Source organism: Pseudomonas atacamensis (genome assembly GCF_017167965.1).
GTDB classification, from domain to species: Bacteria; Pseudomonadota; Gammaproteobacteria; order Pseudomonadales; family Pseudomonadaceae; genus Aquipseudomonas; species Aquipseudomonas atacamensis.
This window is the reverse complement of the sequence record NZ_CP070503.1, coordinates 1,323,599-1,342,984: the sequence shown is the minus strand read 5'-3', so window position 1 is coordinate 1,342,984 and position 19,386 is coordinate 1,323,599. Positions and strand designations below refer to the sequence as shown.

The following is a 19,386-nucleotide window of genomic DNA, read 5'->3' as shown; positions in this document are numbered from 1 at the left end:
AAGATTGCCCGGTGCCTGTCTGTGGGCCAGTATGCGCAGCAAGCAACCGGCCAGGGAATCACGCGGCCGGGGTAACCCGATAGGGGTAGATCGATGACACTTTCGTTGAATGACATCACTTGGCACCGCGCCGTCGGGCAATTGATCGACGCGCTCGACAAGCCCAATTTCTGGGCGCAACTGGTGCGACTGCTTGAGCAATACGTAGCGTTCGATAGCTGGGTGGTGCTGCTGTTCAGTGCCGATCAGCATCCGCAAGTCTTCGCCGAATGCCCCGGCGAGGACGGCAGCCCGGACCCGTTGTTCCAGGATTATCTGCGCGGGCTGTATCTACTCGATCCGTTCTACATCGCCTGCCGCGAGCAGTCGCGCACCGGCCTGTATCGCCTTTCGGAAGTCGCGCCGGAGCATTTCGAGCTGACCGAGTACTACCAGCGATACTTTCGTCTGAATGTAGTGGCCGACGAAATCCAGTTCAATTGCCAGCTCGAAGGCGAGCGCACGCTGTGCCTGTCGCTGGGCAGTGAAAAACGTTTCACTGGTGAACAGATCGCTTTGCTGTCTTTGATTCAACCGTGGGTGCTGGGTCTGTTGCGCCAGCGTCTGCCGTACGAGATCAACGAAACCGTGGCCCTCGCCGTCGCACCTGCGCAGGCAGACTGGCGGGTGCAACTGGAAGCCTCGGTGCAACAGCTCAAGGGCGCCCAATTGACCGCGCGGGAACTGGACGTCGGGCGTTTGATGCTCAGCGGTTGTTCCAGTAAGGAAATCGCCCGCAAGCTGGAAATCTCCGTGGAAACCGTGAAAGTCCATAAGAAACACATGTACAGCAAGCTGGGGATCAAATCCCAGTCCGAGCTGTTTTCGATTTTTCTGCAGGCGCAGAACGCCTGAAACGATGTGACTAACGCTTTTTGTGGGAGCGAGCCTGCTCGCGAAGAGGCCCTCATGGCCGACATCAAGGTTGGCTGGTCCGCCGTCTTCGCGAGCAGGCTCGCTCCCACAGAAATGCGTGCCGTTGCACAAAATTGAGTCCGAACCAAGGAAACCGTATGAGCCTGTCGCTGCTGAGCCGCTACGCCTTCTTTGCCGTCTGCGTGATTTTCACCCTCGCCAGCCTGCCCTTTCTCGAACATGACTGGCTGTGGCCGATCACCGCCGTCACCGCGGTGCTGAGCCTGCTCGGCGTGTTCGACTTGTTGCAGACGCGCCATGCAGTGCGCCGCAATTATCCTATTCTGGGCAACATCCGTTATCTGGTCGAAGGTATCCGCCCGGAGATTCGCCAGTATCTGCTCGAATCCGACAGCGACGCCCTGCCCTTCTCCCGCGCCCAGCGTTCGCTGGTGTACTCGCGAGCGAAAAACGAAACCGCTGACAAACCGTTCGGCACGCTGATCGACGTCTACCAGTCCGGCTTCGAATTTATCGGCCACTCGATGCGCCCGGCGCCGTTGAGCGACCCGAACGGTTTCCGCGTCACTGTCGGCGGGCCGCAGTGCACGCAGCCGTATTCGGCGTCGATCTTCAATATCTCGGCGATGAGCTTCGGCTCGCTAAGTGCCAACGCCATTCGCGCGTTGAACCAGGGCGCGAAACTCGGCAATTTCGCCCACGACACCGGTGAAGGCAGCATCAGCCCGTATCACCGCGAACACGGCGGCGATCTGACCTGGGAGCTGGGCAGCGGCTACTTCGGCTGCCGCACCAGCGACGGCCGTTTCGACCCGGAGCGCTTCGCCGTACAGGCACAGAATCCGCAAGTGCGCATGATTGAAATCAAGATGAGCCAGGGCGCCAAACCCGGCCACGGCGGCATCCTGCCCAAGCACAAGGTCACCAAAGAAATCGCAGAGACCCGCGGCATCCTGATGGGCGAAGACTGCGTTTCGCCGTCGCGCCACAGTGCGTTTTCCACGCCGATCGAAATGATGCAGTTCATCCAGCAACTGCGCGAACTGTCCGGTGGCAAGCCGGTGGGCTTCAAGTTCTGCCTTGGCCATCCGTGGGAATTCATGGGCATTGCCAAGGCTATGCTGGAAACCGGCATCCTTCCCGACTTCATCGTCGTCGATGGCAAGGAAGGCGGCACTGGCGCAGCGCCTGTCGAGTTCACCGACCACATCGGCGTGCCGATGCGCGAAGGCCTGTTGTTCGTGCACAACACCCTGGTCGGCCTGAACCTGCGCGACAAGATCAAACTCGGCGCCAGCGGCAAGATCGTCAGCGCCTTCGACATCGCCAGCGTGCTGGCCATCGGCGCCGACTGGGCCAACTCGGCGCGCGGCTTCATGTTCGCCATCGGCTGCATCCAGTCACAGTCGTGCCACACCAACAAATGCCCGACCGGCGTCGCCACCCAGGACGCCCTGCGCCAACGCGCTCTGGTGGTGCCGGACAAAGCCCAGCGCGTCTACAACTTCCATCGCAGCACACTCAAAGCGCTGGCGGAGATGCTCGCTGCTGCCGGGCTCGATCATCCATCGCAACTGTCGGCCAAGCATCTGGTGCGTCGCATGTCGGCAACCGAGATCAAACTGTTCTCGCAGCTGCATGTGTTTCTGAAACCGGGGGAATTGCTTACTGGCGAAGTGAATGGCGAGTTCTATTCGCGGATGTGGCAGATGGCGCGGGCGGACAGTTTTGAGCCGCAGGAAGTGGTAGCGGCGTAAGACTGGCGATCAGCTCGCGTGAACCAAAAAAGCCCCGATCTTGCGACCGGGGCTTTGTTTTTTTCAGCGGCTTGAATTTACGAAATCGAACGCACCGCGTCTTGCGAAACTTGGTTAGGCTGCAACTTGAACACGTAAAACAACACCGTCAGCAACACCAGGAACGCCGGCCCGACATACAGCGCCACGCGGGTATCCGGGAAGTACGCCATCAGGCCGACCACCAGTACCAGAAACGCCAGGGCGAAATATGAACTGACCGGGTACAGCCACATCTTGTACTTGAGGCCGGCACGTTCGCTGGCGCTCAGGCCTTTGCGGAATTTCAGCTGGGCGAGGAGGATCATCACCCAGGTCCAGATCGCACCGAAGGTGGCAATCGAGGTGACCCAGACGAAGACCTTTTCCGGTACCAGATAGTTGAGCACTACACCCAACAGCAACACCGCAATCGACAGCAACAACGCGCGGCGTGGCACGCCGTTGTTCGAGGTCTTGGCGAAACCGGCCGGGGCCTGGCCGTTCTGCGCCAGGCTGTAGAGCATGCGCCCGGTGCTGAAGATGCCGCCGTTGCACGACGACAGCGCCGCAGTAATCACCACGAAGTTGATAATACCGGCTGCGGTCTTGATGCCCAGCCGCTCGAAGGTCATCACAAACGGGCTGCCTTGGGTGCCGATTTCGTTCCACGGGTAGATCGACAGAATCACGAACAGCGCGCCGACGTAGAACAGCAGAATCCGCCAGAACACCGAGCCGATCGCGTCGGGAATGGTCTTTTGCGGATTCTTCGCTTCACCGGCGGTCAGGCCGATCATCTCGACACCGAGGTAGGCGAACATGACCATTTGCAGCGACATCAGCACACCGGTCACGCCGTTGGGCATGAAACCGCCGTGGGCCCACAGGTTGGAAATGCCCAGCGCCACGCCGTCATTGCCGAAACCGAAGGCGATGATGCCGACGCCGCCGATGACCATGGCAATGATGGTGACAATCTTGATCAGGGCGAACCAGAATTCGAATTCGCCGAAGGCTTTCACCGCGATCAGGTTGATCGAGCCCATGCTGATCAACGCCGCCAGGGCCCAGATCCAGCGCGGCACATCCGGGAACCAGATACCCATGTACACCGCCACCGCAGTGATTTCTGCGACGCAGGTCACCAGCCACAGAAACCAGTAATTCCAACCGGTGAGAAAGCCTGCCAGCGGACCGAGATAGTCCTGCGCGTAGCGGCTGAACGAACCGGCCACTGGGTTATGCACGGCCATTTCGCCGAGTGCGCGCATGATCACCAGGATCGCCAGACCGCCAAGGATGTAGGAAAGCATGATCGCCGGGCCGGCCATCTGGATGGCTTTGGCCGAACCGAGAAACAGACCGACGCCGATACAGGCACCGAGTGCCATCAGGCGGATATGCCGTTCGCCGAGTTCACGTTTGAGCGGACCGCCCGAAGCGGTGTCGCCGTGCGGCAGAGGATTGCCAACTGGCATAGGGGTACAACCTCGTCTTGTTATTGGATATGACCACCGGGTTTCGAAGCGTCGGCCGATAGGCCTTGGCTGGGCAGGAAACCGCGTCGGCTTCGTGGGCAGACGCGTCTTGCAGGGCGGGCCTGAAAGATCAGCGGGGCGTGCAGTATAAAAAGCTCAGGGCAGGATTTTTCACTCTAAAAGTCACAACATTCAGCGACAACTCTCGGCAATAGTGGGTTCCGCGGAGAGGCATTACCTGCATTACGTAGGAAAAGTCGCCACTGAAAAAGCCGCGAAGTATTGCACAGCGATGGTGCAGCGTCATGTTTCAGCCCTAGGGCATTTGATCCACTGTGTGATGTCTCGCCTCGCTTGATCACGGATAAATCGCCCGACGGATTCAGAAATTTCGCTCAACAGTTGCAGCGCCGACCGGGGCGGCCAACCACTAACCTTTGAAAAAGCCAGGAGCACATGCAAGGAAGCTCACATGCCAGTCCGTCCCAACTCCCACCGTCTGCGCCAAGGTCGTTTCTCGGAAAACGGTCGTGCCTATTTCATCACCTCGGTCATCCACGAACGCCAGCCCGTATTTGCAGATTGGCAGGCCGGCCGATTACTGGTTGCCGAACTGCGCCGGGCTCATGAGCAAGGAGTCGCGCAATCCATCGCCTGGGTTGTCATGCCTGACCACTTTCATTGGCTGATGCAATTGCAACGCGGCTCCCTTGGCGAAGTCATTGGCGGTGTAAAGGCTCGCTGTACGCATGCGGTTAACAGAAAAACCGGACGTCACGGACCGCTGTGGCAAACCGGCTACCACGACCGTGCGATCCGTGACGGCGAGGACCTGGAGCCCATCGCCCGCTATATCATCAATAATCCCTTGCGAGCCGGGCTGGTCGATAACCTCGGTGATTACCCGCTTTGGGATGCCTACTGGCTCTGAGCACAACAGTTCTATGGAATAGGTGGATTTCTTCCTCACACAGACAACATCCCGGGATGTACACAGCCTACTTGTGGCGAGGGGATTTATCCCCGCTCGGCTGCGCAGCAGGCGCAATTTGCTCACATGCGGTGTGCCTGTAGAAACTGTGGTGGCAGGTTTTGGGGCTGCTTTGCAGCCCAGCGGGGATGAATCCCCTCGCCACAGGGAGTCCCCGCTCGGCTGCGAAGCAGTCGCAACTTGCTGACACGCGGTGGGCATGTAGAAACTGTGGTGGCAGGTTTTGGGGCTGCTTTGCAGCCCAGCGGGGATGAATCCCCTCGCCACAGGGAGTCCCTGCAAGACTGATAAATCTGCTAGCCACAGGAATCCTTTCCTCAACACAGACAACATCCCGGGATGTGAACAGTATCTTTGTGGTGAGGGGATTTATCCCCGCTCGGCTGCGCAGCAGTCGCCATTTGCTCACACGCGGTGGGCCTGTAGAAACCGTGCCGCTTCGCGGCCAACGGGGATGAATCCCTTCGCCACAGTGTTTGTTCCAGTTTTATTCAGATAAAGCGCCGGCTCCGCTCTTCACATTTTTTTCACCGGCTTCAACCACCGTCTAAGCTTCAGACAAGTCCGATCAATCTGCGTGAATGGATCAGTCGACTATGGGCGCTTTGTGGCAAACCGATTCGAGTAAAACCGTGGTTCAGACTGAAAGTGTGAATGAAGCGCCTGTCCCTGAAAAACCCCGTCGCAACCGGCACGGGTGGAAGGCTTTCTGGTTGCTGTTTTTGATCATTGCGGTGGTGGTGGGACTCGCTGCGTCCAAGGAAATGCGCACCTCGCGTTTCCAGGCGCGGGAGCTGAGCCAGTACGCCGCTTCGCTTACCTACAAACTTGAACCCGGCCCCAGCGAAGCGATTCGTTATCCGGGCAACGGGCCGTTCGATCTGCGCCTGGGTTACAGCTCTCTGGACGAATTCCTGCCGCGCCTGCTCAAGCGCAATTACGTGATCACCGAGCAGACACGCTTCTCCCCTGCCCTGCTCGGTTACACCGACAAAGGCCTGTTCGTGCCGTATTCGGAAAAGATTCAGGCCGGGCTGTCGATCACCGATTGCCGAGGCGCGCCGCTGTATCGATACAACTATCCGCAGCAACTGTATGCCGACTTCGCGGCGATTCCGCCGGTAGTGGTCAGCAGTTTGCTGTTCATCGAAAACCGCTTTCTCCTCGACCCGAAACAACCGCTGGCCAACCCGGCGGTCGACTGGCCGCGCTTCGGCATGGCGGCGTGGTCGCAAGTGGCGAAACTGCTGCGCCTGCCCGGGCAATCGGCCGGCGGCAGTACCCTGGCAACGCAACTGGAAAAGTATCGCCACTCGCCCGATGGCCTGACCGTGTCGGGCGCGGAGAAGATCCGCCAGATGGTTTCCGCCAGCGTGCGCGCCTATCAGGATGGCCCAGAGACCCTCGGTTCGCGGCAGAACATCGTGCGCGACTATCTCAACAGCGTGCCGCTCTCGGCGGTACCCGGCCACGGTGAAGTGCACGGCATGGCCGAAGGTTTGCGAGTCTGGTACGGCAGTGATTTCAACAAGGCCAACGAGCAACTGAACAGCCCGAAGACCGATCCGCAGACCATGGCCGCCAAAGGCCTGGCCTTGCGTGAAATGCTCTCGCTGATGATCGCCCAGCGCCGTCCTTCGCATTACCTGACCAAGGGCCGCGAGGAATTGGCGAGCCTCACCGACAGCCACCTGCGCCTGCTCAAGCAGAACGGCGTGATCGACAGCGCTCTGGCCGACGCCGCGCTGGCAAGCACCGTGTCCTACCGCGACTGGCAGACCCAGCCAACGATGCAGCCGATTGAAACCAACAAAGGCATCAGCGTTGCCCGCAGCCGCCTGGCAAGCATGCTCAACCGGCCGCTTTACGACCTCGATCGTCTCGACCTGTCAGCCACCAGCACCCTGCAGGGCGACCTGCAAACGCAGGCCACGGCTTATCTGAAAAAACTCGCCGATCCGGTCTACGCTGCCGAAATCGGCCTGCTCGGCGAACGCCTGCTGACGCCGACCAGCACCACGCAAGTGCGCTACAGCTTCACCCTGTTCGAACTGACCCCGGACGGCTCGCGCGTACGCGTGCAGACCGACAGCACCGATCAGCCGTTCGACATCAACGAAGGCAGCAAGCTTGAACTCGGCTCCACGGCGAAAATGCGTGTGCTGACCACGTACCTGCAAATCGTCGCGGAGCTGCACGACAAATACGGCGCGATGAGCGGGCCAGAATTGAAAAAAGTCGAAGTGCCGGATCAGGATCGCCTCAGCCGCTGGGTCATCGACTACCTGATCCAGAACAAGGATCACGATCTGTCGAAGCTGCTCGGCGCCGCGCTGGATCGCAAATACTCGGCCAGCCCCGGCGAGGCGTTTTTCACCGGCGGCGGCCTGCACAGATTCAACAACTTCCGCAAAGAGGACAACGGTCGCCTGCCGACCCTGCGCGATTCGCTGCGCGAGTCGATCAACCTGCCGTTCATTCGGCTGATGCGCGACATCGTCCGTTACACCACCTACTCAGGCCCCAACGGCGAATTGCTCAAGGATGACCGCGACCCCCGCCGCCAGGAATACCTGGCCAGTTTCGCCGACCGCGAAGGCACCTCGTTCCTGCTCAAGTTCTGGAAGAAGTACAAGAACAAGGACACCCAGGCGCGCCTGGAAACTTTCCTCGACAGCATCCGCCCGACGCCGATTCGCATGGCGGCGGTGCACCGTTATCTGTTGCCGGATGCCAGCCAGGAAGACTTCAACAGCTTTGTTCGCGCCCACCTCAAAGGCGCCAAGCTCAAGGAGAAACTCACCGATGACCGCCTGATCCGCCTCTACGATTCCTATGGGCCCGGGAGTTACGATTTGCCTGATCAGGGCTTCATCGCCAAGGTGCATCCGCTGGATCTGTGGATGATGGGTTATCTGCTGCATCACCCGGAAGCGACCTTCAGCGAGATCGTCAAAGCCAGCCATTTCGAACGCCAGGAAGTCTACAGCTGGCTGTTCAAGAGCCGGCACAAAGGCGCGCGCGACAGCCGCATTCGCACCATGCTCGAGATCGAAGCGTTCCTCGACATTCATCAGCGCTGGCAGAAAGTCGGCTACCCGTTCGATCACCTGGTGCCGTCACTGGCCACCGCCATCGGCAGTTCCGGCGACCGTCCCGCCGCGCTCGCCGAGCTGATCGGCACCATTCTCAATGACGGCGTGCGCATGCCGACGTTGCGCATCGACAGCCTGCATTTCGCCGCCGACACGCCGTACGAAACCAGACTGGTCAACGACCCGCACGTGGGTAAACGAGTGATGCCGGTGGAGGTGGCCCGGGCCATGCGCGAGGCGTTGTCGCAAGTGGTCGATGCCGGTACCGCCAAGCGGCTGTCTGGCAGTTTCAAACTGCCCGACGGCACGCCGCTGGCCATGGGCGGCAAGACCGGCACCGGCGACAACCGTATTGCGGCGATCGGCTCCGGCGGGCGGATCATCAGTTCGAAGTCGATCAACCGCACGGCGACCTTCGTGTTCTACATCGGCGATCACCATTTCGGCACGCTTACCGCGTTCGTCCCGGGGCGCTCGGCGGAGAACTTCAAGTTCACCTCGGCCCTGCCCACGCAAGTGCTCAAAGGCATGGCGCCGATTCTCACGCCGTATCTGCAACCGGGCAGTGACTCGCAATGTCGTCCGGCGGAAAATCCCCCCGTGGTTACCACCGGGCCGGCGCAGTTGGCAATCCTGTCCGGATGACAGCGCATTACTGCTCTTGCTTCTGTCGCAAAGACCGCGAGGAGTCCTGCCAGGCTGGCCCCGTGCAGCCGCGCAAGACGCTGGGGCCCCGATGGAGCGTCTGAACGCAGCCAGACTCACATGGGCTGCTTGACCGGAATCGCGCTTAACCTACCTCTGAATCCCAGATCACCGTGACATTGCCCGAATAGGTGCGCGCTTCCCCTTCCCTGATCATTCTTTCCACCGCATCGCGGGCCACTTCGAAATGCAGCGTGCCCACCTTGCGGTCCAGATAAAAGCTCGGCTGAAACAACTCGGTGCCCGTGCCATCGCGCAGCAATCGCCGGCGATTGACCGCTTGTCCGGCGCCATCGGTCAGCCCGTTGGGCAGGCTGACGCTGACTTCCAGTGGTACCGCATGGCCGGTGCCCGATTCCCGTATCAAGCAGTCGTTGACGAAGAAGTACTGGCACTCGATGTTCATCTTGAAGCGGCTCGAGGCCGAGATATTGAACGTCTGGTCACGCATCAGCCGGGTCGGCTTGCGGCCCTCGTTCAGCCACGACTGCCAACCGCCCACCGGTTGCAGCGCCACGCGGTTGCCGCCGGGAGGAATATCGACCTTCATGGTGTGCGTAACCCTCAGATTGAAATTGAGGGTCAGAATCGAGTCGTTCGGGATCATCACATCGCCCATGTCGAAATCCATGTTCGGACCGACGGTGTAGGTAATGGCACCGGTGTAGTCGCCAGCATCCATTTTCAGCGGATCCGGCGTGCGCAGTTCGTAGGCAAAGACGAAATATTGATAGTTCATGCCAAGCGGTATATCGAACTGAGCTTTCTTGGCGCAGGCCCCCGCCCCTTCCGGAACTCTCCAGAAGCTGTTGTAACCATGATATCCCGCTGTATGGGTACCGACACTCAGACATGGTGGCGGAGCGTAGACCCAGCCGCCGCCTTCCCATAAGTCATCCCACCAGCCGCCTCCGGTCAGCTCGACGACCGACAACGGGAAGCCCGTCTCGTGACCAACACCGGCGATTCTCACCTCGACAACGTGGCTATCACCAGCAGCGTTGGTCACCGAAACAGTCCTCCAGTCGGACGGCACTTTGGCCATGCCGCCCTGGCGCGGATCGGCGTGGTTGGCCTTAATCGGTGCATTGGCGGCGAACGGAATTTGCGCGATCAGGCTGAACAGCCCCAAAGACTCGCACGTTGCCGGTACCTGACGGCAGAAACCCTGGGATGGGGTCTGATTCTTGAACTGATTTTTTTGCGGATTGGCAAAGTCCGGCTCGAAGGTGGCATCAATGTTGTGCACTTCGGCCAATGCCGCAGCGCTGAACAACGTCAACAGCAATCCGATCCATGGGCGGATGCCCGGGGCGCTAGAAAAAATCATGGGTGGTCTCCAGAAAATACTTCGATACCAGCATTGCGCGAGCCATCTCACTCGCCAGGCGCTCGGGCACTGAACAGCAACAGCACGTTGCCGGCGTAATCCCCGGGGCGGTAGCCGCCCTCCGGGCTGATCGGGTCGATCTGCAACAGCACCCGTGTCCCCGCAGCGGCCTCGGCCTGCGACACCACCTCGCGCGGCGCCATCTCGGCGCTCAGCTCCACCTTGTTAAAGGTCACGCGCAGACTGATATCGTCTGCCGGCCGACCGTTCGAAAGGTAGGGCGCGGATTCCAGCCGCGCTTCAATCGCACTGGTGTCATGACGCACATCAAAGTACTTGCGCACACTGCCCAGGCTTGAGGTCGAGTGATTCCAGTCGAGCCGCTGCGGTCGGTGAATCCAGTCCGGCACCGCGGGAATGATGTAGAACGAACGGTTTGGCACTTCCACTGTCACTTCGAACGTGTGTGCTTCCCGAGCCGCCCAGGCCGCATCGCTGGCCAGAGCCGCCGCGGCTATCAGCGCGACGACGGAGCATTGCTTGATCATGTTGGTTACCCGTTGCGTCAATGAAAAGCAGACCTAGCGGCTGCTGACCGTCAGGTTCTTCTTCTCGCTGCCTTCGATCAGGAAGAAGCGGTACCCACGGCCCTTCTCCTTGTCGAAAGCGAACGTCTTGCCCGCCAGCACATGGTGTTTGGTGGTCACACCGCAGTCGGTTTCGTCGCTCAACGAGCAGTCTCTGAACTCGTCGACAATCACCACGGTGTTGCCGTCATTGCGCAGTTCGTAGCGGCTGTCGGTTTCATTGATCGTCGTGGCAAACCGTGCGTCCTTGGGCCGTACGAAGAACACCGTGCCGAAACCGGTCATCACGTTGACCCCGGCCGTCAGTGCCTTTTTGTAGTCTTCCCGTTCTTCCTGGCTGACAGCGAACTCGTCTTCCATTTCCGGCACCACCGGCACGAATCGCACGCGGAAGTAACGCTCGCGATCGCGTTCACCCATGTACAGCAAGCGGGTGCCCTGCATGCCCTCGGCCGGGACGATCAGCCGCGCCGGGCTGGCCATCAGGCCGTTGCGCGAAGCGCCGTCGGCAGCGTTCTCAACCGGGATTTCCTTCGGCGTGCCGTCGGCATCGTAGACAATCTCCAGAACGTTTACCTTGACGAACGCGGTGGCATCGCCGCTGTTGAACACCCGTTTCAGATAGGTACTCTTGTCGCCATCCATATAGTCGTACACCGTACCGACATTGATCTGCGGCCCGGCCTGCGCCGTCAGGCAAAACACGCTGAGCACGCCCAGCAAAAAACCACGGTTCATCACTTCAACTCCATGAAAAAAAGGAACAAGGCGCCGGCGCGCACGTTCATACGTCGGCTTCCCGGATAACGCTGATATTGCCGCTGCGCGTGTCGCCCGAATGTGGACCTGGTCATCGGTTCAGCCCGCCTTCTGCGCGGTGACACCGACGTCGGCCACGGTGTCTGGCGTGCAGCGCAGATCGCCTATCATCAGGACGTTGTTTTCACTGCGGTACTGGTTGGCATCGAGGCGGAACTGACACAGCAAGCGATTATCGCGACGGATTTCGAGGGTCGGCGAACCGGCGTTCATCTCCATTGAAAAGAACCCGTCGACCTCGGTGACGCCACGGCTGGCATGGTTGATCACATGATGGCCCTTGAGCGGCCGCCCTGCTTCATCGATCAGGCGACCGAGCACCGTCAGGGTTTTCATCACACGGATCTTGCGGTACTCCACCCCGCCCTTGTTCAGGTGATAGCGAGTGCGCGCCGGCTCGATGGTCGCTGCGGGCACGTTATTGCCCTCGAAGTCGAAGCTCACGGAGCTGTTCTGATAGGCCGTGATCGGGATGAAATTGCGCCCCGGCTTCAAGGCAGCGCTGCTCCCGCTATAGTCGTCGGCACGCAGGACGATGTCGTCGATGTCCGATTCGACATCGACGATCATCCCGGCGCCGCGCACTTCGCTGTGATTGGTCATGAGCATCTGCTCGCCACCGACCACCAGCGTGCTGTCGAGGTTGAGGCCGCCGGTGAAATTGCCGTTGTAGGACGAGCGTTGAATAAAGCCATCGCCGTTGACCGCATCGGTGCGGAAATTGGCCAGGCTCGACATGCCCAGGCCGTAGGTATCGGTGAGCGCCGTGACCGAGACGCTTTGCAGCACGTGATCCTTGAAATCCTTGCGCCAGCCGAGCGAGGCGTTGTTGTCGCGTTTGCCATCACGGGCGGTGCGTGAGCCGATGCTGCCGGTGAGCTGTTGACCGGGCGCGCCGAGCGCCAGATTGATGCTCAGATCGATCCCGCGGTTGCGCGCATCGCCGCTGCTGAAACTGCCCGGACGATCAAAGACCGACAGGCGCCAGCTGGCATCACTGCCCAGCAGCACAGTGCGCTGGGTCCAGCCCAGATCCAGGCCCATGCCTTCGACATTGCCTTCGCTGTGCGACACCCGGGCATTGACCGAACTCTTGCTGCTCACCCGATGATTGAGCGCCAGCGATGAATTACTGGTCTGGCCGACGAACACGTTACGCGGACGAACGCGTGTGCCGTCGGGCAGCGTTTCGTAGGTGTTGGTGGTGTCGAGCCAGCTGCGGTTGTGGCTGATCACCAGACTGCCCGCGCCGTAGTTGTAAAGGCTTTGCAGATCCAGACCGGTGCCGTAATCCTCGGTCTTGTAGACATTGGCATACAGGCTGAGGTGGTTGGCCAGCGTCCAGTCGATGGATGTGCCGTACTGCAGCTTTTCGCGAATCTGCCGCGCCGAGGCGCCGAGAATCACCCGCGGATGCAACAGATAGTTGAGCGATGCACCGGCGGTCGGGCTGCCACTGCTTTGCTTGTCCCAGTTACTCAACAGTTTGCTTTCTTCGCCGGCAAATACGTTGTAGCGCCAGCGCTCGTCGAGGTTGCGCCAGTTGCTCGGCTTGTAGACCAGTTCCTGCGTGGTCGAGGTGATCTGGCCGTCCTCGATCAGGCGAACCTCCACTTCGTAAATGCCACCCGGCAGCGGCCGCGTATCGAGCGACTGCAGGCCGGCGGGCACCGATTGCGTGTTGATCAGCAAACCGTTGCGCCAGATTTCCACCGCCCCCTGACGATTGGCGGTCACGTAGATCGGATACACGCTCGGCATCGGCGTGTTGATCGCCAGGCTGTCGGAGCTGCCATACATGAGGCCTACAGCGGTGTCGGGGCTGGTGCCGAACGTGCGCGGCTGACGCATCAGCCCTTCGGAATTGGGGGTGAAATAGCCCAGGCGAAAGAAACTGCCTTGAAGTTCGCGCTGGGTGTGCAGCTCATGCACGGCGTGATACAGCTTGGTATCAGGACCGCCGAGCCGGGCCATTTGCAGGTTGAGGGTCTGGCTCCAGTTGCCCAGACTGGAACTGGCTTCCAGGCCGAAGCGCCCACCCAGATCCTGATCCTGACCGCCATTGAGATTGAGTTGATTGCGCACCATCAGGCCACGACTGCCGCCATCGGGTTGCTCGTAATAACGCTTGGCCTGAACATCGCGCTCGGCATTTTCAGTGAGGATCGAAACCAGCGAACTTTGCAGGTTGTAGTGCACCGCCAGAAACTGATCGGGACATGAACCGCGGCACGCGCCCAGAGGCACACCGGGTTTGAGATAGCTCGCCCACTTTTCCCGCTCGGCCGGGCCAAAGCGGTTTTCGCTGGTATCGGTGAATTCGAGAAGCGTGATGCGGTCATCTCGCGACAGCACCACCATGGCTTCGCCCAGCGGCTGCTGATCGACTTCGACCCGCACCGCCAGCGGTACATCAAAGAAATGCTCCTCGAAATCCGCCGGCAAGCCTTTGGCCTGCGCCAGCAAACTGCGTGGCGTGGTACCGGTGGCGTCGGAAGCCATGACTGCGCTGGCACAGAACAACAGCGCAAGCGCAGCCGCGATGGGTGTCATCGGGAACATGAACTCGTACTCTGATTTTCAGACAATGAAAGTCCGTCGGGGCAAACACGGATGTTTGCCCCGTCGGTCAAACCCACGGCGAAGGTGGGCGTCTAGCAGGCGATCATGCGATCAGCGCGAACCGACCGGAGGTACCGCATCGAAAACCATTGCAATAGTTCCGGTGTAATCACCCGGCGCGTATGTGGAGCTGGCACGCGGAGCGATTTTCAGCAATGCGCGGTAGGTACTGTCGGATTCATCTTCACCCACAACCATTTGTGGCACTTGGGTAAGAACCTTGCCGTTGAATTCAACGTCCAGGGCAATCTGATCGACACCCGATTGCAGCATAGGGATGCCATTGAGGCTGGCGTGAACGGAGCCGTCAGTGTTACGTACGTCAAAGTAACCTTTGACCTCGGTCATTTTGCCGGTGGCAGGGTTGTAGCTCATGTCCTGGTCCTTGTTGACCAGATCAGGGTCGACCGGCACCACATAGAAGCTGGTGGTTGGCACTGTGGCGACAAGACTGATGGTATGCGACGCTTCATTCGCCGCGAAGGCCGTGGAGGACATTGCCAGAAGAGCCAGTGGAGCAGCGATTGCGATTTTCTTGAACATCGTTCAGTACCTGTTTGCTTTATATAAGGGGGTGTCATTGAAAGTTCATAAACCTTTTGCTCGTCGACCGCTGAAGCAACTTGAACTTTCAATGCCCGGCATCATCGACTGTTGCCTCTGGAATGTAAGCAGGCAACTTCCGACAAACTCGTAGTTAAACAACCCCACACCCCGCCAGAAAAAAGAACAAAAAACAGATACTTGCAACATTCGCTGTAAGTTGCGCCCTACACACAGTTACAGGCAAAAAACCATACAGCAACTTAGCCGCTTTAACGCGGCAACTTGCAAGAAATTAGAATATATACTCAAGCACAACTAGAGCGATAACTTTAACTTTAAGGTCACGCCTTTTTATTTTTTGATCGGGAAGAGTTTTGTGGCTTTTTTCACGCTGACCGCTCGTCCGTCGAGCGTCGCCAGAGGCTAAAAACGTCTTGCACAGCGCTTAAGATATATCTTAAGTTGTATCTAAATACGACGAGAGAGAAGCGAAATGAGAGACCATCATTCCCCCCACCGCGAGCATGGCGATGGCCGCGACGGCTTCGAGAAGCGCCCCGGTCGCGAACGCGGCGGCCGCGGCCCGCGAGTCTTCGCCCCCGGCGACTTGAAATTGCTGTTGCTGGCGCTGATCGCCGAGCAGCCCTGCCACGGTTACGACCTGATCCGCCAGATCGAAGGCATGTTCGACGGCGCCTACAGCCCCAGCCCCGGGGTGATCTACCCGACCCTGACCTTTCTGGAAGAGAGCGATCTGATCGCCGGTGATGCCGAGGCCGGCAAAAAGCGTTACAGCGTCACCGACGCCGGTCGTTTGTCTTTAAGTGAACAAGCGGTGGCGCTCGACGGCGTCCGCATGCGCATCGACGTCAGCAAGCGCTCGCTGCGCGGCCATGATCGCCCGCCGGAAATCCACGAAGCGGTGCACAACCTGCGTCATGCCCTGCAACTGCACCACGGGCGCTGGAGCGCCGAGGAAATCCTGCGCGTGCGCGACCTGCTCAACGACACCGCCAAAGCCATCGTCGACGGCCCTGCCGTTCAACCTGCCACGGAGAAAGCCGAATGACTGCAGTCGATACTCAAACCATTCACCGCGTGATGCACGAAATCAAACGGCGCAAGCTTGAAGTGCTGCGCGTCACCGACCTGACCCCGCGCATGCGCCGCATCACCCTCGGCGGGCCGGAACTGGCCGGGTTCATCAGCCTGGGCACGGACGATCACGTCAAACTGCTGTTCCCGCAGAACGCCGAACAAGCGGCGGCGCTGGAGACGATGCAACTGGGCGCCGGCAAGGACAACGGGCCGATGCCCGAGATGCGCGACTACACGCCGCGTCGTTACGACCTGGAAAAAATGGAGCTGGACATCGATTTCGTCCTCCACGGCGACGGCCCTGCCTCGACCTGGGCGGAGCAGGCGCAACCGGGGCAGTTCCTGCATATCGGCGGGCCGCGCGGTTCGATGATCGTGCCGGACATCTTTGACAGCTACCTGCTGATCGGCGACGAAACCGCCCTCCCCGCCATCGCCCGCCGCCTCGAAGGTCTGGCCGCAAATCGCCGGGCACTCGTGGTGATCGAAGTGGAAAACGGTGCCGAGCAGCAAGTGCTGCAAAGCGCGGCGCAGGTCAATGTGATCTGGGTGCTGCGTGAAGGTGGCAAGGACAACCTGCTGACGACGGTCAAACAACTGCAGGTGCCCAAGGGCAATCTTTACGCGTGGGTGGCCACCGAGACCAAGGTCTCGCGGCAGATCCGCCGGGTGCTGATCGATGAGCATGGGCTCGATGAACAGTTCATCAAGGCTGTCGGCTACTGGCGCGCGGAAGGCTCTGACGAGGAGTGATTTTCCTCTGACCACAATTCCCCTGTGGGAGCGAGCTTGCTCGCGAAAGCGGTGTGTCAGTCAACATCCATGCAAACTGATACACCGCATTCGCGAGCAAGCTCGCTCCCACACTGGATCTCAACTTCGTGCGGACAATCTGCGGTCGAGACCGATAATCAGCAGGCCCACCAACACAAACCCCACCAATATCCCCCCGGCATTCGCCAGCACCTGTGGATATCCCAACACCGCCACATCAATGAACGGATACGCATAGGCGCCGAGCAGATGCCCGCGCAGCAAGGCGTAGATGAAATACACCAGCGGATAGATCAGCCACAGCGGCAAGTGCCAGAGGCGCAACGTGCCTTTGGGGACGCAGCACCACCAATAGCCGAGAAACAGCAATGGCATGACGTCGTGGAGCAATTCGTCGGCAACAAACTGCCAGCCTTCGGGGTGCCACAAGTGCCGCAACAGGATGCTGTAGGCCAGACCGACCACGGCGATGCTCACCGCGATCCCGCTGCTGACCCACGGTTGCAGAAACCAGCGCCGCGCGGCGGATTCGCGCTCGGTGACCGCGCAGGTCAGCACCGCCGCCACCAGGGTGTTGGTCAATATGGTGAAGTAGCTGAAGAAACTCACCAGCCCGCCCAGCAGGCTGGCGCCGATGCTCAATCGTGCGAAGAGAATCAAGTACAGCTGAATTGCCAGCCCTGCCCAGCCCAGCACGGCCAGGCCGGTGATCAGGCGTCGGCGCCTCGCGCTGTCCATCTCAGAGCGGTCGCTTGGTGCGCATCAGCTTCACGTACAGGCGTTCGACCTTCTCCCGCGCCCACGGGGTTTTACGCAGGAAGGTCAGGCTCGACTTGATGCTCGGATCGCTCTTGAAACAACGGATGTCGATACGCTCGGCCAGACCCGACCACTCGTAGTGAGTCACCAGTGCGTTGAGGATCTGTTCGAGGGTCACGCCGTGCAGCGGATCGGGGGATTGTTCGTTCATGCCGGGCCTTTGGGCGAAGTGATATGCAGAAGCCGCGCACCTTAGCCGAGGGGCAGAGCGGGTGGAAGGCCTGTCTTCAAATGTAGGCCAACCCGGGAAGATCGCAGGCTGTGGCCCGACTCACAATGCGCCCGTTTGCCGCACTGTTACCGAATCCGAAACGCTGCATGTCTGCAAAAGCCCTTTCTCAATTTGTTACAGATCATTATCCTGCCGCCCTTCCGCTGAAACGCTTCACTGCCTGCGACAATCTGAAGCGCTCGGCCTGCACTCGAAAAAACATCAAAAAAAGACTTCTTCATGCCTGACTTTTCCTTCTCCCGAGACAGCGCTATCTCTGCCCTGCGCACCCTTGGCGGCTGCACCGCCCTTGGCTTGGCGACCTGTGCCCACGCGGCGCCGGCCTTCGACAGTGAATCACCGTACATGCTCGGTGACTGGAACGGCACGCGCACAGAACTTGCGGAAAAAGGCTACGACTTCAAACTCGATTACACCGGCGAAATGGGCAGCAATCTGCACGGCGGTTACGATCACGACCGCACTGCCCGCTACAGCGACCAGTTCGGCCTCGGCACCCATCTGGATCTGCAGAAGATCCTCGGTTGGAACGACGCCGAATTTCAGCTGACCATCACCAAACGCAGCGGCAACAACATCAGCAACGACCGCATCAACGACCCGCGCGTCGGCGGCTTCACTTCCGCCCAGGAAGTCTGGGGCCGTGGCCAGACCACGCGCCTGACGCAGATGTGGTACCAGCAGAAATTCTTCGATCAGAAACTCGACATCAAGGTCGGCCGCTTCGGCGAAGGCGAAGACTTCAACAGCTTCCCTTGTGACTTCCAGAACCTCGCGTTCTGCGGCTCGCAGGTCGGCAACTGGGTCGGCGGCATCTGGTACAACTGGCCGGTCAGCCAATGGGCGCTGCGGGTCAAATATCACCTGACGCCCGAGCTGTACGCGCAGGTCGGCGCCTACGAGCAGAACCCGTCAAACCTCGATCGCGGCAACGGTTTCAAACTCAGCGGCAGCGGCACCCAGGGCGCGATCCTGCCGGTCGAACTGGTGTGGACGCCGAAGCTCAACGGCCTGCCGGGCGAATACCGCGCCGGTTACTACTACAGCAATGCCAAGGCCTCCGACGTCTATAAAGACCAGAACGGCCAACCGGCAGCGCTGAGCGGCGAAGCCTACCGCAGCGCGTCGAGCAAGCACGGTGTATGGCTGGGCGTGCAGCAGCAGGTGACCAGCATCGCCAGCGACCACTCGCGCGGTTTGAGCCTGTTCGCCAACGCGACGATGCATGACAAGAAAACCAACGCCATCGACAACTACGTGCAGGCCGGCCTGACCTACAAAGGTCCGTTCGATGCCCGCGCCAAGGACGACATCGGTTTTGCCCTCGCTCGTGTGCACGTCAACCCGGCCTATCGCAAGAACGCCGAAATGACCAACCGCGCCAACGCCGTCTACGACTACGACAATCCGGCGTTCCTGCCACCGCAGGACACCGAATACAGCGCCGAGCTGTATTACGGCGTGCACGTGACCAACTGGCTGACCGTACGCCCGAACCTGCAATACATCCGCCACCCCGGTGGCGTGAACGACGTCGACGACGCCCTGATCGGCGGGATCAAGATCCAGTCGTCGTTCTAAAGATCACAGTTAGCCC

General features: G+C 59.9%; 16 protein-coding genes and 1 pseudogene. 9 read left to right on the top strand and 8 right to left on the bottom strand.

The window, feature by feature from the left end; all coding sequences use genetic code 11:
• The first annotated feature begins 93 nt into the window (after positions 1–93).
• Positions 94–894, top strand: a complete 801-nt coding sequence (locus tag JWU58_RS06240; protein WP_016773377.1) for a helix-turn-helix transcriptional regulator — start codon at positions 94–96, stop codon at positions 892–894.
• Positions 895–1,052: 158 nt separating this feature from the next.
• The gene (locus JWU58_RS06235; RefSeq protein WP_123443749.1) at positions 1,053–2,672 is read left to right on the top strand and encodes an FMN-binding glutamate synthase family protein; all 1,620 of its coding nucleotides are present in this window, start codon (positions 1,053–1,055) and stop codon (positions 2,670–2,672) included.
• Positions 2,673–2,749: 77 nt separating this feature from the next.
• On the opposite strand, the gene JWU58_RS06230 is transcribed toward JWU58_RS06235, so the two are convergent.
• On the bottom strand, positions 2,750–4,171 hold the full coding sequence (locus tag JWU58_RS06230; protein ID WP_024014178.1) for an amino acid permease: 1,422 nt from the start codon (positions 4,169–4,171) through the stop codon (positions 2,750–2,752).
• Between the two features lie 472 nt (positions 4,172–4,643).
• Between JWU58_RS06230 and JWU58_RS06225 the strand changes: the two genes are divergently transcribed.
• Together JWU58_RS06225 and JWU58_RS06220 are read left to right on the top strand one after the other, a co-directional pair.
• Complete coding sequence (locus JWU58_RS06225) at positions 4,644–5,102, top strand: REP-associated tyrosine transposase (RefSeq protein ID WP_206421623.1); 459 nt, start codon at positions 4,644–4,646, stop codon at positions 5,100–5,102.
• A gap of 656 nt (positions 5,103–5,758) precedes the next feature.
• Complete coding sequence (locus tag JWU58_RS06220) at positions 5,759–8,902, top strand: transglycosylase domain-containing protein (protein ID WP_206421622.1); 3,144 nt, start codon at positions 5,759–5,761, stop codon at positions 8,900–8,902.
• A gap of 145 nt (positions 8,903–9,047) precedes the next feature.
• Here the strand turns inward: JWU58_RS06220 and JWU58_RS06215 are convergent, their stop codons facing one another.
• The 5 genes from JWU58_RS06215 to JWU58_RS06195 form a co-directional block, all read right to left on the bottom strand.
• Positions 9,048–10,292: a hypothetical protein gene (locus JWU58_RS06215; protein ID WP_123443752.1), complete on the bottom strand. Its 1,245-nt coding sequence runs from the start codon at positions 10,290–10,292 to the stop codon at positions 9,048–9,050.
• A gap of 47 nt (positions 10,293–10,339) precedes the next feature.
• Complete coding sequence (locus JWU58_RS06210) at positions 10,340–10,840, bottom strand: CS1 type fimbrial major subunit (protein ID WP_206421621.1); 501 nt, start codon at positions 10,838–10,840, stop codon at positions 10,340–10,342.
• A 33-nt stretch (positions 10,841–10,873) separates the two neighbouring features.
• Complete coding sequence (locus tag JWU58_RS06205; RefSeq protein ID WP_206421620.1) at positions 10,874–11,617, bottom strand: molecular chaperone; 744 nt, start codon at positions 11,615–11,617, stop codon at positions 10,874–10,876.
• Positions 11,618–11,737: 120 nt separating this feature from the next.
• Positions 11,738–14,260, bottom strand: a complete 2,523-nt coding sequence (locus JWU58_RS06200; RefSeq protein WP_206421619.1) for a TcfC E-set like domain-containing protein — start codon at positions 14,258–14,260, stop codon at positions 11,738–11,740.
• 111 nt (positions 14,261–14,371) lie between these two features.
• Positions 14,372–14,863, bottom strand: coding sequence for a CS1 type fimbrial major subunit (locus JWU58_RS06195; RefSeq protein ID WP_125917664.1), 492 nt, complete (start codon positions 14,861–14,863; stop codon positions 14,372–14,374).
• Between the two features lie 496 nt (positions 14,864–15,359).
• Between JWU58_RS06195 and JWU58_RS06190 the strand changes: the two genes are divergently transcribed.
• The 3 genes and pseudogenes from JWU58_RS06190 to JWU58_RS27225 all read left to right on the top strand — a co-directional run.
• On the top strand, positions 15,360–15,935 hold the full coding sequence (locus JWU58_RS06190) for a PadR family transcriptional regulator (RefSeq protein ID WP_016773362.1): 576 nt from the start codon (positions 15,360–15,362) through the stop codon (positions 15,933–15,935).
• Positions 15,932–16,717 (top strand): siderophore-interacting protein, encoded by a 786-nt coding sequence (locus JWU58_RS06185; protein ID WP_206421618.1) that lies wholly within the window; start codon positions 15,932–15,934, stop codon positions 16,715–16,717. The genes JWU58_RS06190 and JWU58_RS06185 overlap by 4 nt, the downstream gene beginning before the upstream one ends.
• Positions 16,718–16,741: 24 nt before the next feature.
• Positions 16,742–16,828, top strand: a pseudogene (locus tag JWU58_RS27225) (metal ABC transporter ATP-binding protein); the annotation flags it as partial.
• 9 nt (positions 16,829–16,837) lie between these two features.
• Here JWU58_RS27225 and JWU58_RS06180 read toward each other — a convergent pair.
• The gene (locus tag JWU58_RS06180) at positions 16,838–17,476 is read right to left on the bottom strand and encodes a Pr6Pr family membrane protein (RefSeq protein ID WP_206421617.1); all 639 of its coding nucleotides are present in this window, start codon (positions 17,474–17,476) and stop codon (positions 16,838–16,840) included.
• Position 17,477: 1 nt separating this feature from the next.
• Positions 17,478–17,708 carry a VF530 family protein gene (locus JWU58_RS06175; protein ID WP_016773359.1) on the bottom strand — a complete coding sequence of 77 codons (231 nt, stop codon included), beginning with the start codon at positions 17,706–17,708 and terminating at the stop codon, positions 17,478–17,480.
• A gap of 125 nt (positions 17,709–17,833) precedes the next feature.
• Here JWU58_RS06175 and JWU58_RS06170 point away from each other — a divergent pair, with 125 nt between their 5' ends.
• On the top strand, positions 17,834–18,016 hold the full coding sequence (locus tag JWU58_RS06170; RefSeq protein ID WP_160768406.1) for a hypothetical protein: 183 nt from the start codon (positions 17,834–17,836) through the stop codon (positions 18,014–18,016).
• On the top strand, positions 18,009–19,370 hold the full coding sequence (locus tag JWU58_RS06165; RefSeq protein ID WP_024014188.1) for a carbohydrate porin: 1,362 nt from the start codon (positions 18,009–18,011) through the stop codon (positions 19,368–19,370). The genes JWU58_RS06170 and JWU58_RS06165 overlap by 8 nt, the downstream gene beginning before the upstream one ends.
• The last annotated feature ends 16 nt before the right edge of the window (positions 19,371–19,386 follow it).